This is a genomic window from Lysinibacillus sp. PWR01 (assembly GCF_043359455.1).
In the GTDB taxonomy this organism is placed as follows: domain Bacteria; phylum Bacillota; class Bacilli; order Bacillales_A; family Planococcaceae; genus Lysinibacillus; species Lysinibacillus fusiformis_F.
In genome coordinates this window covers 1-14993 of the sequence record NZ_JBHERJ010000043.1, presented here as the reverse complement: position 1 = coordinate 14993, position 14993 = coordinate 1, and the positions used below count along the sequence as shown (strand labels likewise).

Annotated in this window: 15 protein-coding genes and 1 riboswitch; of the genes, 10 read left to right on the top strand and 5 right to left on the bottom strand. The window is 37.1% G+C overall.

The features are described from left to right. Positions 1-36: 36 nt before the first annotated feature. Positions 37-1233: an MFS transporter gene (locus tag ACEVFT_RS06665; RefSeq protein ID WP_393948884.1), complete on the bottom strand. Its 1197-nt coding sequence runs from the start codon at positions 1231-1233 to the stop codon at positions 37-39. Between the two features lie 173 nt (positions 1234-1406). On the opposite strand from ACEVFT_RS06665, the gene ACEVFT_RS06660 reads away from it, so the two are divergent. Further along, positions 1407-2285 (top strand): LysR family transcriptional regulator, encoded by an 879-nt coding sequence (locus ACEVFT_RS06660; protein ID WP_393948883.1) that lies wholly within the window; start codon positions 1407-1409, stop codon positions 2283-2285. A 524-nt stretch (positions 2286-2809) separates the two neighbouring features. On the opposite strand, the gene ACEVFT_RS06655 is transcribed toward ACEVFT_RS06660, so the two are convergent. Next, on the bottom strand, positions 2810-3250 hold the full coding sequence (locus ACEVFT_RS06655; protein WP_205446044.1) for a VOC family protein: 441 nt from the start codon (positions 3248-3250) through the stop codon (positions 2810-2812). 331 nt (positions 3251-3581) lie between these two features. On the opposite strand from ACEVFT_RS06655, the gene ACEVFT_RS06650 reads away from it, so the two are divergent. Beyond that, positions 3582-4427, top strand: a complete 846-nt coding sequence (locus ACEVFT_RS06650; protein WP_393948881.1) for an aldo/keto reductase — start codon at positions 3582-3584, stop codon at positions 4425-4427. A 55-nt stretch (positions 4428-4482) separates the two neighbouring features. On the opposite strand, the gene ACEVFT_RS06645 is transcribed toward ACEVFT_RS06650, so the two are convergent. After that, positions 4483-4866: a winged helix-turn-helix transcriptional regulator gene (locus ACEVFT_RS06645; RefSeq protein ID WP_205446046.1), complete on the bottom strand. Its 384-nt coding sequence runs from the start codon at positions 4864-4866 to the stop codon at positions 4483-4485. A gap of 109 nt (positions 4867-4975) precedes the next feature. Here ACEVFT_RS06645 and ACEVFT_RS06640 point away from each other — a divergent pair, with 109 nt between their 5' ends. The 5 genes from ACEVFT_RS06640 (at position 4976) to ACEVFT_RS06620 (ending at position 10471) form a co-directional block, all read left to right on the top strand. Further along, positions 4976-6160: an MFS transporter gene (locus ACEVFT_RS06640; RefSeq protein WP_393948879.1), complete on the top strand. Its 1185-nt coding sequence runs from the start codon at positions 4976-4978 to the stop codon at positions 6158-6160. A gap of 159 nt (positions 6161-6319) precedes the next feature. After that, positions 6320-7270 (top strand): ABC transporter substrate-binding protein, encoded by a 951-nt coding sequence (locus ACEVFT_RS06635; protein WP_393948877.1) that lies wholly within the window; start codon positions 6320-6322, stop codon positions 7268-7270. 74 nt (positions 7271-7344) lie between these two features. Next, on the top strand, positions 7345-8916 hold the full coding sequence (locus ACEVFT_RS06630; protein WP_393948874.1) for a helix-turn-helix domain-containing protein: 1572 nt from the start codon (positions 7345-7347) through the stop codon (positions 8914-8916). Between the two features lie 126 nt (positions 8917-9042). Then, complete coding sequence (locus ACEVFT_RS06625; RefSeq protein WP_393948873.1) at positions 9043-9441, top strand: YuzC family spore coat inner layer protein; 399 nt, start codon at positions 9043-9045, stop codon at positions 9439-9441. Between the two features lie 96 nt (positions 9442-9537). After that, positions 9538-9644: riboswitch (SAM riboswitch) on the top strand. An 89-nt stretch (positions 9645-9733) separates the two neighbouring features. Continuing rightward, complete coding sequence (locus ACEVFT_RS06620) at positions 9734-10471, top strand: cyclase family protein (protein ID WP_393948872.1); 738 nt, start codon at positions 9734-9736, stop codon at positions 10469-10471. A 30-nt stretch (positions 10472-10501) separates the two neighbouring features. On the opposite strand, the gene ACEVFT_RS06615 is transcribed toward ACEVFT_RS06620, so the two are convergent. Both ACEVFT_RS06615 and ACEVFT_RS06610 read right to left on the bottom strand, forming a co-directional pair. Then, positions 10502-11098 carry a DedA family protein gene (locus ACEVFT_RS06615; protein WP_393948871.1) on the bottom strand — a complete coding sequence of 199 codons (597 nt, stop codon included), beginning with the start codon at positions 11096-11098 and terminating at the stop codon, positions 10502-10504. Between the two features lie 71 nt (positions 11099-11169). Continuing rightward, the gene (locus ACEVFT_RS06610) at positions 11170-11943 is read right to left on the bottom strand and encodes a Cof-type HAD-IIB family hydrolase (RefSeq protein ID WP_342441929.1); all 774 of its coding nucleotides are present in this window, start codon (positions 11941-11943) and stop codon (positions 11170-11172) included. Between the two features lie 336 nt (positions 11944-12279). Here ACEVFT_RS06610 and ACEVFT_RS06605 point away from each other — a divergent pair, with 336 nt between their 5' ends. The 3 genes from ACEVFT_RS06605 to ACEVFT_RS06595 all read left to right on the top strand — a co-directional run bounded on the left by ACEVFT_RS06605 (position 12280) and on the right by ACEVFT_RS06595 (position 14894). After that, positions 12280-12963: a DUF2225 domain-containing protein gene (locus ACEVFT_RS06605; RefSeq protein ID WP_205446054.1), complete on the top strand. Its 684-nt coding sequence runs from the start codon at positions 12280-12282 to the stop codon at positions 12961-12963. A gap of 22 nt (positions 12964-12985) precedes the next feature. Then, positions 12986-13339 (top strand): hypothetical protein, encoded by a 354-nt coding sequence (locus tag ACEVFT_RS06600; RefSeq protein WP_205446055.1) that lies wholly within the window; start codon positions 12986-12988, stop codon positions 13337-13339. 139 nt (positions 13340-13478) lie between these two features. Further along, entirely contained in the window at positions 13479-14894 is a 1416-nt protein-coding gene (locus ACEVFT_RS06595) for an erythromycin esterase family protein (protein WP_205446056.1), read from the top strand. Positions 14895-14993: the final 99 nt, after the last annotated feature.

The window sequence follows — 14993 nt, the reverse complement described above, 5'->3', positions numbered from 1 at the left end:
GATGTTCAGCTCCTATTTTAAACCATCCGCTTTTTGTTATTGTATTGAACTTTTATGTTGCAAACGGTCTTCATTCTTCATTCCTATTCGTTTCATAGCAATCGCACTACTAACGATTAACACGAGCGCACCAAATAAATAAGGTAAATTAATATGGACATCAAATAAATATCCTGCTAGCACTGGTCCAAAAATTTGACCGAGGCTCATATAAGCATTATTTAAACCTGCCACAAATCCCTGTTCATTCCCTGCTTCTTTCGACAATAGTGTATTAATGGTAGGACGCAAAATATTATTAAACGAAAAATAGAGCATGGTTATCACCATTACATAGAAAAATTTAGCTGATAGAAGCAAGAGTACAAGCGCTGAAGCCGAGAGAAGAAGCATACTGCTAATAATCCGCTTTTCTCCAAATCTATTCGTAAGCCAGCCTGTTAATAATAATTGAGTCACTGTTCCCCCTAAGGAACAAATCATAAATAAAATAGAAATCTGTCTAGTTGTAAATCCATATTTCTGTGTTACGACTAATGGATATGCTGTTTCAAAATGAGCTAATCCAAATGTCAGTGAAAACACCATAAATAGCAAAATAAAGTACGGTGATTTGATAGATTGAACAAGCTGAATAAAAATGTTTTCTTTCTTGAAAGTAGCTTCTATTTGTACACGAGCTTTTTGTGATTCGGGCAATATCACTAGACAGCTCATCGCAGCTACTAGACCAACAAGTGCCGAGGTAAAAAATGGCGCACGTGTACCTAATTCTGCTAAAAGCCCTCCTAACCCTGGTCCAACAATAAATCCCGAAGACATAGATGCACCTAAAAAAGACATGGCTCTCGTTCTCTTTTCATCCGAGGTAATATCTACAATATATGCCATAATAGACGGAACTAATGCCGCAGAACCCATCCCTCCAATAAACCGCGCCACGAGAAAAATAGTAAAATTGCTTGCAAGAGCGCCAATTAGATTGGATAAGGCAAATAATAATAAGCCAACGATAATCATTGGCTTACGACCATATCTATCAGCAATATTCCCAGCTATAGGAGAGAATAAAAATTGCGTTAAACCGAAAGCAGATACTAAGTAACCTGCTGCTTTACCACTTGCTCCAAATTCGATTAAAAGCTGAGGGAAAATAGGTATGACAAGTCCTGCACCAAGCATCGCAAGAAACATATAAACCAATAAAAGTGAAAATACTGTTTTAGTTTGCATTGATTTTTTCTCCTTCACGCTTAGGTGCATTGGTCTAATTTCTAGTGATAAAAAAGGAAAAGCTCTCCTTTTTTCTTTTCACTAACTATGCTAACATGGCTTTAACTATATGAAAAATATTAAAAAAATATATTTTACTTAGGTTTTACCTATAATAAAGAGGTGTTTAGGATTTGGATATTCGACAGCTACGCTATTTTATTGCAATTGTGGAGGAAAAGAAGATTTCTGCCGCAGCAGAAAGGTTACATATTTCTCAGCCACCATTAAGCCAGCATTTAAAAACGATGGAGGAAGAGCTCGGTTCAAAATTGGTAGAAAGAAGCGGGAAATATTTCGAAGTAACTGAGGCGGGAAAGACCTTATATAAATATGCATTGCAGGTTGCTCAATTAATGAAAGAGGCAGAAGCAGAGGTTAAGGATGTTGGATTAGGCCTTCATGGACGATTGACATTAGGCATTAATACATTTTCAGTTGTTGAGCTGCCCCAATTGCTACAACAATTTCAACAACATTATCCAAAGGTGACCTATAAAATTCAACAAAACGAATCTTCTTATCTTTGTAAATTAGTAAGGGATCGTGTTGTAGAACTTGCCATCATTCGCTTACCTTTAGAATTAGATGATTTCTCTGTTCTTCATATGTACTCAGAACCATTTTACTTTATACAGTCCAAGAAGTTCGACTTGTTAGAACACGATGTTTCTTTAGCTGAAATACAAAATTGGCCAATCCTTTTACCAAGCACAGAAGGGTTAGGCGTACATTATTCGATATTAGAAGCATTTTCTCGCTTCAAGTTGCAGTCCCATATTGTCGGAGAATGTTCAGATACGGCATTGTTAATGAACTTAATTGCTTCTGGCTTTAGCTCCTCTATCGTACCTGAAACCATTTTAAAGCAATATGAAGATTTACCACTTCATGCATACAAAATCCCATCAGCAGAATTATCCACTTCCGTAGGACTTGTATGGCTAAAGAATCATTACTTATCCAAAGCCGCTCAAAATTTTGTGGATTTAATGAGGGAGCACTATTGTTAACGGTTAATAAAAAAGAGAGCAAACTAGAAACGTTAGTTTGCTCTCTTTTCTTAGTGTTGAAAAACAAAACAGTCAATTGAAAGGTAGAAATGGATTTCCGTTGCAGGCTACTTGCTTTCCTGTGGGCGAGCGCCGAGCCGCTTCCTTCGCTACCGCTCCGTTTAGAGTTTTGCCTGTCTCGCTATCCCACGGGAGTTAAGTAGCCTTCCACTCCAACCCACAAAAGTTTAGCAAAGGTTTTCAAATAAAGTGAAGGTGTTCACTACTCTTTATGAAGGGGTGTTGTCACGCATCACTTCCCCAATAAGAGCTTATCCCCTCTAAAGAATACAGATAATGGTTGATTGGAGTGGAGCCAGCGTCACTCCAAGGGGCTTTAGCGTCACAGAGGAGACCCTGGAGCGAACGTTAGTGAGTGAAGCGGCTCATCGGACGCCCCCTGGAAAGGACGTTGGCGGAACGGAAATCAACCTCTCACCTTGCAAAGTTGCTTTTTCTGCCGTTGATATCATCTTTTTGAACAGTTATTGAATAATCAGCATATCATTCTCATCAAACTGCCACATGTCGCCATAGGCAACTTCCCAATAGTAGCCATTTGGATCTTGAAAATAGCCACTATAGCCACCCCAGAATACCGTTTCGGGCTCTTTAACAATTTTGGCTCCGGCCTTTTTTGCTAATGCAAAGACTCGATCCACTTCTTCTTTTGATTTACCATTATAGGCAAGAGTGATTCCGCCAAAGCCTTGACTAATTTCTGGTGGATTAGCTTCATTGATATCTTTGACCAAGCGTTCAATTGGAAATAACGATATTTTTGTTCCTCCATTATTAAAGAACATAACATCGGGATTCGTCTCTTCTCCGTATACCACCACTTCAAAGCCAAGCCCTTCTCGGTAAAAAGTTAAAGACTCCACCATATCTTTTACACCTAATGTGATTAAATTTAATCGATTCATCTTCCAATCCCCTTTTTAAAGTATTACTATTTAAATTCTCTATCGAACATACATTTCCTTTTATTACTCCAAGAAAAATATTCGTTTACTTCTGTCCAAATACTTTTTATAGGCCACTCAATATTTTTTACTAGTAGTTAAGACCAATCAGGTGTTTATATCTTTAGTTAATAACTTCATTAATAAATATTTTTATTCCTCTAATCATTGTCAGCTCACAAAAGTTACCTATACGTTTCTATGACACAAAAAAGTACGTACTTTTTTTGAGGGTATGTTAGCAGCATAATGAGTAAGCAATCAAACAATCACAAAAAATGGAGGACTAAAAATGATTACTCATTTACAAGATACAATCACTTTAAATAACGGCCTACAAATGCCTGGTATGGGTTTAGGTGTTTTTCAAGTAGAGAATGATGCTACTGCTGAAATGGTTAAAAACGCTATTGAGGTCGGCTATCGTAGTATTGACACTGCTGCTATTTATGGCAATGAAGTTGGTGTAGGGGAAGGTATTAAACAGGCATTAGCATCTACAGGCTTACAGCGTGAAGACTTGTTTATAACATCAAAAGTCTGGAACGACGGATTAAGCTATGAAGAAACCATTACGGCATATGAGGAAAGCCTAGAAAAACTAGGATTGGACTATTTAGATCTTTACCTTATTCATTGGCCTGGTAAAGAGAAGTATGCTGATTCTTGGAAAGCGTTAGAGGACTTATACGATCAAGGAAAGATCAAAGCAATTGGTGTATGTAACTTTACTGTTGCGCACTTAGAAAATTTACTATCATTTGCTCGTGTTAAGCCTGTTGTGAATCAGGTGGAATTTCATCCACGCTTACAGCAAGCTGAGCTTCGTTCATTTTGTGACATGCATGATATTCAGCTTGAGGCTTGGGCACCTTTAATGCAAGGTGGACTTCTTGAAGATGCAACAATTTCGAAAATCGCTGAAAAATATGGAAAATCGAATGCTCAAGTTATTTTGCGCTGGGATATACAAAATGGCGTAATCACGATTCCAAAATCAGTACGTAGAGAGCGTATGATGCAAAACGCTGATATCTTCGACTTTAGCCTAACTAACGAAGAAATGGCTTTGATCAATGAGATGAACCTGGAGCAACGTGTTGGACCAAATCCAGATGAATTTGACTTTGTTTTATAAGCACTAAAAAGGGAAAAGAGACTGTCTAGTATGTGACAGTCTCTTTCTCCCCTCATTATGATGTTTGCTGCATAGCGATATCTTCATCACGTTGTTTTAACAGTACATCTTCACCTTTATCCTGTAATAATTCAACATGTTTTTCACCCCAAGTGCAAAGCATGTTCAGAATAGGTTCCATCCCTTGTCCATAGGGTGTTAATGAATATTCAACTTTTGGTGGTACTTGATTGAAGACCTTTCGATTGATTAATCCAGCCTGCTCCAGTTCCCTTAATTGACTAGTGAGCATTTTTTGTGAAATACCTGGAATCAATCGTCGAAATTCATTTGTTCGAATTTTACCATGGTGGTTTAAATGACAAAGAATAACCGGTTTCCATTTACCACCAATAACTTCTAGCGTAGCTTCAACACCAATATTATAAATTTTTTGCATCGTAAACCTCCTGTAATATTCAAAAGTAACTAAAAGTACTCTACATATCTTTTTGGTATGTATGAATATTACTACACACAATAAAAAAAATCAAAGGAGTAGTCGTAGTATGTCAAAATCAAAAAAGCCAAATGCTAAACTAACCTTGCTAGCCCTTGCAATCAGTGCATTTGGTATAGGGTCAACTGAATTTATCAGCGTAGGGCTTCTACCATTAATTACAGATGACTTTGGTATCTCTCTCAGCACAGCTGGCTTAACCGTTTCTATATATGCACTAGGGGTAACTGTTGGGGCTCCATTATTAACAGCCTTAACATCTCGCCTTAGTCGAAAAACTGTATTATTGTTAGTCATGTCCATTTTTATAGTGGGGAACTTAGCAGTCGCTTTAGCACCTAATTTCGCTTTACTATTAATCGGACGTATTATTTCAGCATTAGCACATGGTGTGTTTATGTCCATCGCTTCTGTTATAGCAGCGGATGTAGTGGAACCAAATAAACGAGCAAGTGCTATTGCCTTTATGTTTACAGGCTTAACTTTGGCTACTGTAACAGGTGTTCCACTTGGTACATTTATTGGTCAAGTAACAGACTGGCGTATGTCATTCATCTTTATCGTTGTAATTGGAATCATCGGTTTAATTAGTAATGCGATTTTAGTACCTAGCCAATTATCAAAAGGCAATCCCATCTCTATTCGTGATATCGGCAAAGTATTAGGAAATATTCGTATGATCTTAATCCTATTCATTACCGCAATTGGATACGGTGGTGCCTTTGTTGTCTACACATATGTTTCACCTATTTTAGAGCAATATATGGGGTATTCTCCTCATGCAGTAGTCATTATTTTAGTGGTCTATGGTATTTGCGTTGCGATCGGTAATACATTAGGTGGTCATTTTGCTAATCATAATCCGCTACGTTCGATCTTTATTATATTTGTAGGACTCGCCTTGGCCTTGCTTGGCATTGGCTTCACGCTCGAATCACCTATTATCGGATTAATCATGGTATTGGTAATGGGATTATTTATGTTTATGAATGTACCAGGATTGCAGCTATATGCTGTGCTACTGGCTGAAAAATATGTGCCATCAGCTATTTCTATGGCTTCTGCATTAAATATTTCCGCCTTCAACATTGGTATATTTTTAGGATCATATATTGGAGGCTTTATTATTCGCCATCAATCATTAGCACATACTCCCTTGTATGGATTTTTAATGGTTATGCTTGCAGCGATTGTTACATTATTATGGTTAATCTTCGATAATAAAAAACATTAGGAAGCCAAATTTCATTTTGTATAAAAAAGAAGTAGAGATTGTGTATTGTTTGTTGATATGTTGTGTCCTATAATTTACTTGAATCAAACGAGAATGATTATCATTCTGGATTAAGATGATATTCTTATTGTTTTAGTAAATTTATAGGAGTGAATAGCAATGCGTAGAAGTCGATATTTTTCATTTGTAGTTTTATTTGCACTAATGTTCGTATTAAGTGCCTGTGGCTCAAATGAAGTAAAAGAGGATACAGCTAAAGAGGAACAATCAACTAAAGATACAAGAATTGTAGAAGATGAGTTTGGGAAAGTAGAAATCCCTACAAACCCACAGCGTGTAGCTGCTATCTATTTGGAAGATTATTTAACTGCCTTGGATGTAAAACCTGTAGTGCAATGGTATCACCCATCCTGGGGTAAACAAGACTATTTAGGATTAGATGTTCCTGAGTTCGACATTACTGGTAGTATAGAAACATTACTACAAGCTAAGCCTGATTTAATCATTGTAGATGGTGCAGCGGATAAGGCAAAGTATGAAGAATACTCGAAGATAGCGCCTACTTACCGCTTAAAAGAAGATATTCTACAAGATCCACGTGAAATTGTGAAAACTATAGCCGATGTTTTAAATATTCCGGATAAAGCAAAAGAAATCGTTGATCAATATGAGCAACGTGTAACCGATTTAAAAGCAGACTTAGATAAGTCTATTGGAGACGAAACAGTTGCTGTTGTACGTCTAAATGTAGCAGATAATACATTAGCGTTATTTGGCATTAAAAATCGCTATACTGGCTATATTTACACAGAGACAGGCTTAACACCACATCCATTAGCCCGTGACATGACAGAGTTCCACGAGGTTTTATCTGAAGAGGCTATTCCAGAATTAGATGCGGATCATATCATCCTTTTCCCTTCAAACGGCTCTTGGGAGTCTGAAGAAAACCAAGAAGCAATTAAATGGTTAGATAGTACACTATGGAAAACACTACCTGCTGTAAAAAATGGGCATGTCTATATTGCTGATCGAACATATTGGCAATCAGGTGCAATCACAGCTAACTTGCTAAAGTATGATGATCTAGAGAAATGGTTCGTAAAATAATGTTCAAAAGAAAGCTCTTAAGAGGGCTTTCTTTGTGTTTTTCTTCAAATTCAACATAAAGGGGTGAATCATCAATGGGTAACTTAACACATGTTTATACGTTACAAAATATCTCTTATGCAATTCAATCATCAAACAAGCAGTTGATTAGTAGTGATTTCTATACACTTTTCATCGTAATGAGTGGCAGTGGAAAGCTAGAAATAGATCATAACACCATACATCTTAGTGAAGAAAAGTGCATATTGATACCGCCCAATAACACGGTTAGTATTCACATCCAAAGCAAGCACCTATGTTTTTATCAATTACAATTCAACATTGTCCATCTCAGTGATAATCAGACTATTTCTAACCATTTTACGCGTGTTAAAGAGCAACGTCTCCTCCCCGTTTCGCAATGTCACAGACTGCTAGAAGCCATTTATCAAAACCGCCTAGCGGAGGATGAGCATACGATTTTTGAGCAGCATGTTCACTTTCAAGAGCTGATGTTATTGCTCTTACATCAAGCTATACCCAAGCAGGTGCAAAAAAATGATCGCCAATCTGTTGAGCAGTCCATTAACCACTTGCATAAACATTTTGAAAAAGAGTGGACAGTTGAGCAGTTGGCCGAATTAGCCGATGTACCAAGATGGAATTATACGCGCATTTTCAAAGAGATTACGGGGCAAATCCCTCTTCACTATTTAAATAACATTCGTCTTGAAAAAGCTAAGCAATTATTAATGACGACAAATGATCGAGTATTTGAAATTAGTCAGTCTGTCGGATTTAATAATGAGTATTATTTCAATCGTCGTTTTAAAGAACAGGTCGGCATCTCTCCAGGGCAATATCGAAGAAATCAAAGCAGCAATCTACGTGTATTTGCACCATTTTTAGAAGATTTCTTTGTCGCCCTTGGGATTACGCCAATTGCTCAATTCAGTCATTCAAAATGGGGAAAACAAGACTATTTAGGTCTCCAAGAAGTGCCAGATATTGATGTACAAAATAGAGAAATGGATCGACTTCTTCACTATAAACCAACTTTAATTATGCTAGATTCTGGTGTGGAGCGTTGGGAATCCTTTCATCATTTAAATGAGGTAGCCCCTGTCTGCCATATCTCACATCCTGGTGAGAACTGGCAATCTACTTTATTTAAAATTGCTGATTTAACAGGAAAGACCTCCTTGATGCAAGACGTGGTCCTACAATATGAGGATAAGGTACAGCAAGCAAAAGGAATTCTTAGCAAATCCGTTTATGGGCAAAGTGTGGCATTTCTCCGTATTTCAGCCATTGGCATTACCCTATACGCTGGTCCTGAATGTGGCTATACGGGGCCCATTTTATATCGTGACTTAGGTTTAATGCCACATCCACTAGTATGGAGTATTCCGCACAATCAACGTAAAGCACAACTGACGTTTGATCAATTGCTGCAATTAGACGCAGATCACTTGTTTATTACATTTGATAAACAACATTCTATTTATGAAAATGAGGAACGTGCTATTTTAAAAACGCCCACTTGGAAAAACCTAGCCGCAGTTAAAAGTAAATGTGTCTATGAAGTAGACTTTTTAACATGGATGAATTATGGCATTTTATCACATAGTAAAAAAATTGATGATGTCTTGAATATCCTAGGCTAAACAAAAAGGAAGCCCACTATAGCTTCCTTTTTCAATGTTTTAGGACAAACTTGATACTGAAAGTAACACCGAAAGCCATTTGGCTACATAAGATAAGATATCAGCTATAGGATAGGAGGAATTACATTGTATTACAATCCTTATCCGTACTTTGTTCATCCCTATCATTATCCAACGTCGCCATCCGTCCATCAGCTTGCCGTAAGACCTATTCTTCAACATTTAGCAATGCCGACCACAAATCCCTTTCCACCTGTCGACACACATAAATTGAAAATTTCAGCTACACGGATAAAGGCGATGATGCAGCAAGCTCAATTACTTACGGATAAAATTGATAGCTCTCAACAATTTGCACATGATCTAATGAATGCTGCACAGCTTTCAAATAAAACAGAGGTTGATAGACTAATCACATCAACAGGCATCACGATGAAATTTGAAGCAAACTATACACCAGACAGTTTTAGAATACGTCTTATTGATCATGATTGTTGTGGAGTAACCTTAAATTTAAATTGGTGAAAAAACTTTAACCTTGTATCCCTAGTGAACTTGTAAACTATAAAAAACTATGCTAAAGTATTTGTATTGTTATTTCTGAAAATTCTTATATCACTTTTCTTATCAAGAGAGACGGAGGGATTGGCCCGATGAAGTCTCAGCAACCAGCTCAACAGTATGGTGCTAACTCCAATTGGCAAAATGATCAGCCTTGAAGATGAGAAGAAGAACTACCGTTGTTTTTGCAGGAGTCCTCTTCTATAAGGGGACTCCTTTTATTTACCACTAATTTCAACAGAAAGCAGGGAAAATGATGTCTAATGAACTTTTACAAGCTTTGCAATTATTAAAATCAAAACAATGGGTTGATTTAACACATACATTCGGCCCTAATTCACCACATTTTTTTATGTTTGAGGACGCTAAATTTGAAACATTATTCTCTCATGAAGATGGTTTCTTCGCCCAACAATTTACGTTCCCTGGTCAATATGGCACACATATCGACCCGCCTATTCATTTTGTGCGAGACACTCGGTACTTAGAAGAATTAGAACTAAAAGAACTCGTTCTTCCCCTTGTCGTCATTGATAAATCACAAGAGGCTGCTAGCAACCATGACTTTTCATTAAGTGTTGAAGATATTCGTGATTTTGAAGCCCAGCATGGAGAAATTGAAGCAGGAACATTTGTAGCATTACGTACAGATTGGAGTAAGCGTTGGCCAGATAAGGAGGCATTCAGTAATAAGGATGCAGAAGGACATAACCACATCCCTGGCTGGGGTTTAGAGGCTTTACAGTTTTTACTAAAAGAACGCAAGGTAAGCGCAATTGGTCATGAAACATTCGATACGGACTCTGCCGCTGATTTTCGTAAAAATGGCAAGCTAGATGGCGAATATTTCGTGCTTGAACAAGACACCTATCAAATTGAGTTAATGACTAATTTGGACAAGCTACCTGCGAAGGGCGCTATCATCTTCAATATCGTACCTAAGCCAGAAAAAGCATCAGGCTTCCCTGTGCGCTCATTTGCTATTTTGCCATAACATAAAAGTCGGTATAGCGTATACCGACTTTTATTTTTGTCCATTTCTTTTTTTGAATAAAAAGTAAGCAATAAGCATTCCTAGAATAAACAATAGGATGAGATAGATACTATAATGGGTTAAATAGTATCCAACAAATCGCCATTTCTCCCCAAGCATCTTTCCTAATGATATAAATGTGAACGTCCAAATAAATGCACCTGTATAGGCAAAAAGCGCAAACTTCCTATAAGGATAATTATTAATAGCTGCAATATATGCTGTCAAATGACGTACCCCAGGAATAAAATAGCCAATTAATAATAAGGTAGGTCCAATTTTTGTAAACATCTTTTTCGTAAAATCAATTTTTTGCTCTGTAATATGCATTTTAGGGCCATATTTCTGCAATAACGGTAAGCCAAAACGATAACCGATATAGTAGCTTAAAGTAATGCCTCCTACTGCACCAATCATTGCACTGACTAGGGCAGGAATGTGTTCAAGGCTTTCTCGGTAAACACTATAGCCTACATAAGTTAAAAAGACCTCATCAGGAAGTGGCAACCCAACAATGCCTCCAATTAGAATCACGATAATCCCAAAGTATCCGTAATGTTCAATTAGAGACTGCACGTGTTGTGCCATAAATCATCCCACCTAAAATTTATTAAAATCGACCTGCTATATAAGTTTCATGACAGTCTAACCTCAGCACTCTAAATGACTTGAAGTTGACGTAAAGCAAAATTGACACCGCCATCAGTAGATTTCTTTGTAACAAAATTGGCAGCACTTTTTAGAGCTGTGCTACCATTTCCCATGGCAATCCCTAACCCTACATACTCTAACATGTCAATATCATTATCCCCATCGCCAAAGGCAATGGCATTCTCAGGGCTAATATTAAAATAATCCAGTACCGCTTTAATAGCTAATGACTTCGAAACATCCTGCTGTAATACATTCACAATATAAGGATGCCATCGCTGCAAAAATATATTCGAAAATTGGCTAGCATATCTTTTTTCAGCCAGCTCATCTGCATACAGACACATGAGAAAAACCTCTTCATCTACAATTGTTTCATTTACAAGTGGAAAATCCCGTAAAGATAAAGTTTCTTGCATCGCTCTTAAAGCTACTGGACTTTGTATGCTATTCATGGACAGTTGCTCTGTAAAAAATGTTAGGCTATGCTGTTGTTCCTGCGCAAAAGCCTGTACATTTTGGACAATATCTTTAGCAATGGGTGTTTTATGTATGACAAGATCCTTATGTTTCACATAGGCTCCATTTGCTGTAATAAAGGTTTCAATCCCCAGCTCTTTTAACTCAGAGCACATGGATAAGGGTCTTCCGGTAGCCGCTACAAGATGGATTCCCTTGTCTTGCAATAGCTGAATAGCCTGTTTTGTACTTTCTTCCACACAGCCATCCTCGTAATTAATTAATGTGCCGTCTACATCAAAAAACACGATGTTATATTTCATTTTGAGTCCCCCTACATAAATAGTAATTTAGAACCACAAGAATCAAGTTTATTATTTCTTTTCCATGAAATATGTGAAAGTATTTTGACAAACTTTCAGCAAACTATATAACTTCCATTCGCAACACCGATAAAAACTATTACAAGCGTATTTATAATAATATTTAACTAATAAATCCATGAATATTTTTATTTTAATAATTCTAAAGGAGTATACCAAAGAACTCAAAATTGTTAAAATAAAAGATAATCACTTAAATACATTGAACGATAAATTCTTACGTATAAATAGAACAAAAGAAATAAAATTCTAGAGCACGCAAAGGAGTTGATTCTTATGGCATTTAACATTTACTACTATGAAAGTAGTGTAGATTGTAAATTTTGCAAAAAGCAGTTTACAACATATAAAGTTCGCCCTAATCGATATAAAATTATCGAAGAACAAACGGATTTCATGCCTGTTTATGATGGCCTAAACCCTTTGCTGTATGAAGTTGCCGTGTGTCCACATTGTGGCTATGCCTATCATAAATCTATGACACGGACATATGGACCTTTCATGCTACTCATTGATGAACTATACATTAAAGAGCTCCAGAAACCTATGGATATCTGTCAGGAACGTACAATTGATGATGCCATTATCAGTTTTAAGCTCGCCTATTTAGTATCCCGTGCATCAATGGAGGAAGCTCTTTTAATGGCGAATTTCGCTCTAAAAATTGCTTGGCTCTATCGATTAAAAAATGACGAAGAATCCGAAAAGCGCTACCTTTTTGCAGCTAGAGACTTTTATAGTAAATCCTTTGCCTCCAATCAAGAAGGTGGAGAGAGAATTCAGTTTTTACATGCTGAATTAAGCCTACGACTAGGTGACATTCCTGAAGCTAAAAAAGGATTTTCTCGCTTAATCGCTGATCGAAATGTTTCGGCGAAATATCGCAAGCTTGCACGTAATCGTTGGGAAAATTATAAATATGATGAACAACCTATAACAATTAATGAAATCATTAATTAATGGGACGAGGAGATGATTAGTTATGTTGCTATTTCAAAAGAAAATAGATGTGAGAGAAGAAGATATATTTTCAGAGTTACATCATTTTTTATTAAGAAAAAATAATCGCTACTTAACAAACGATGAAGTTGTCGCTTTAACAGGCGTATCATCCGAATTGCTTTACAAATGGGTAAAAGCAGGGAAATTAAAGAACTCCATTTTCCCTAATCTAGGAGCCCCTTGCGAACGATGTGGGCAGATTACACAAGCTAAAATTTGCGTAAGTTGCTCTTCCTCCATTGTTGGTACATTAAAACAAGAAGAAAAGGATCGTGCGTGGTTTAACCAAATTCAACGTAACCATGTAAGGGCAAGTACGTATCACTATAAATAGCATTCCTACATCTCCATCAATTGGAGGTGTTTTTCTTTTTATATAAGGAAATTTAAACTAAATTTAAACAAATATTCCCTTTACTTTAAACTTCGCTCCCTATAATTAGTATTACTATAAAGAAAAGGGCTGATAATGAATGAAGAAAGCTAGGAAGCATAAGGCTTTATTAAGTTTTGTACTGGCAAGTTTATTGACATTGAACGGAGTTGCTAGTGTCTCTGCCGCTGTTCCTACAACTGAGCAGGTTAATATTGAAAACGATTCTACAGTCAAACAAGCTAGGACTTCTAATGAAACATTACTTGATTGGAAAAAATGGGCGAATGATCATGCATACAGCTTGTCATCCATCCAGCCTGAAATGTTTAATGGACAAAAAATTCCCGCTAACAAATTTGAGGATTTAGAGATGTTAAAGCCCTTATTACACGATAAACGTATTGTCTTTTTAGGGGAAAGCTCGCATGGTGTGGCACAATTCAATCTCGCGAAAACACGTTTAATACAATTTTTACATCAGGAAATGGGCTATAATGTCCTTGCCTTTGAAAGTGGTATGGGCAATGTGATGAACGCTCAAGGACAAATTGACAAGCAAGCAGCTCTACAGACAATGAAGGATGCCATTTTCGGGGTTTGGTGGACAAAAGAAACTTTGCCTCTGTTTGACTATGCAAAATCAACTCAAGCAACAGAGCAACCTCTTGTACTTACTGGCTTTGATATTCAACAGCAAGGGCCATTTACGAACGGAGATTGGCTCCAAAACCCTAAGCTAGCTCAGCAATTCAGTGAAGCGGAGAAGCAACTTGCCGAATGGAGCTCAGGAAAAGATTTGAAAGGCTATCAGAAAGTAAAAGCTACTATAATGGATGTGTATAAACAGGTAAAATCACAAATTGAAACGAAAGAAAAAGAGTTACAGACAGCTTATCCAAATGAGCCTCATATTGTAAAATTGATGGATCGCACGCTAACAGATCGTATTCGGCTAGCGGACGAATATATAGAGTTAACGATTCAGTCCAACATCGACATTGAACAAAATATTATAGCATCCTTTTTACAAACTATGGAATGGCGAGATCAAGCGATGATGGAGAACTTACTTTGGTTAGCTGAAGAAGTTTACCCAACAGAAAAGTTTATTGTCTGGGCACATAACGATCATATTCGTAAGGCACAATCGGATGTAATGGGATCCCCTTACCCAGTTAAATTAATGGGAGAACGTTTACCTGATATGTATAAGAAATATAGCTATGTATTAGGTCTATACATGACAAGTGGAGAGACAGCAAATAATATGGGAGAACCTATGCCTGTTTTACCTCCTGTCAAAGGATCTATTGAGGATATTCTGTCTACAACAAATAAACCTTACACATTCATTGATTTGCGCAACCGTCAAAATGAGCGAGGCAACTCATGGATGTTTGAGCCTCGTTTAGCCTATAGTTGGGGTGTCATGCAAGAAAGCTTTGTTCCGCGCGACCAATACGATGGCATACTTTTAATAGATAAGGTCAATAAACCAACCTATATCAAATAACCTCTCTTACTAAACAAGAGCAAACTAGATCTCTAGTTTGCTCTTGTCATGCTGTTGAAAAAAGATGATGTCAACGGCAGAAAAAGCAACTTTACAAGG

Excerpts from the sequence above, each read along its gene's own strand:
- ACEVFT_RS06595 (WP_205446056.1), top strand. The coding sequence starts at position 13,479 with ATGAAGAAAGCTAGGAAGCATAAGGCTTTATTAAGTTTTGTACTGGCA.
- ACEVFT_RS06640 (WP_393948879.1), top strand. The coding sequence starts at position 4,976 with ATGTCAAAATCAAAAAAGCCAAATGCTAAACTAACCTTGCTAGCCCTT.
- ACEVFT_RS06635 (WP_393948877.1), top strand. The coding sequence starts at position 6,320 with ATGCGTAGAAGTCGATATTTTTCATTTGTAGTTTTATTTGCACTAATG.
- ACEVFT_RS06610 (WP_342441929.1), bottom strand. The coding sequence starts at position 11,943 with ATGAAATATAACATCGTGTTTTTTGATGTAGACGGCACATTAATTAAT.
- ACEVFT_RS06605 (WP_205446054.1), top strand. The coding sequence starts at position 12,280 with ATGGCATTTAACATTTACTACTATGAAAGTAGTGTAGATTGTAAATTT.
- ACEVFT_RS06615 (WP_393948871.1), bottom strand. The coding sequence starts at position 11,098 with ATGGCACAACACGTGCAGTCTCTAATTGAACATTACGGATACTTTGGG.
- ACEVFT_RS06630 (WP_393948874.1), top strand. The coding sequence starts at position 7,345 with ATGGGTAACTTAACACATGTTTATACGTTACAAAATATCTCTTATGCA.
- ACEVFT_RS06655 (WP_205446044.1), bottom strand. The coding sequence starts at position 3,250 with ATGAATCGATTAAATTTAATCACATTAGGTGTAAAAGATATGGTGGAG.
- ACEVFT_RS06665 (WP_393948884.1), bottom strand. The coding sequence starts at position 1,233 with ATGCAAACTAAAACAGTATTTTCACTTTTATTGGTTTATATGTTTCTT.
- ACEVFT_RS06620 (WP_393948872.1), top strand. The coding sequence starts at position 9,734 with ATGTCTAATGAACTTTTACAAGCTTTGCAATTATTAAAATCAAAACAA.
- ACEVFT_RS06645 (WP_205446046.1), bottom strand. The coding sequence starts at position 4,866 with ATGCAAAAAATTTATAATATTGGTGTTGAAGCTACGCTAGAAGTTATT.
- ACEVFT_RS06650 (WP_393948881.1), top strand. The coding sequence starts at position 3,582 with ATGATTACTCATTTACAAGATACAATCACTTTAAATAACGGCCTACAA.
- ACEVFT_RS06600 (WP_205446055.1), top strand. The coding sequence starts at position 12,986 with ATGTTGCTATTTCAAAAGAAAATAGATGTGAGAGAAGAAGATATATTT.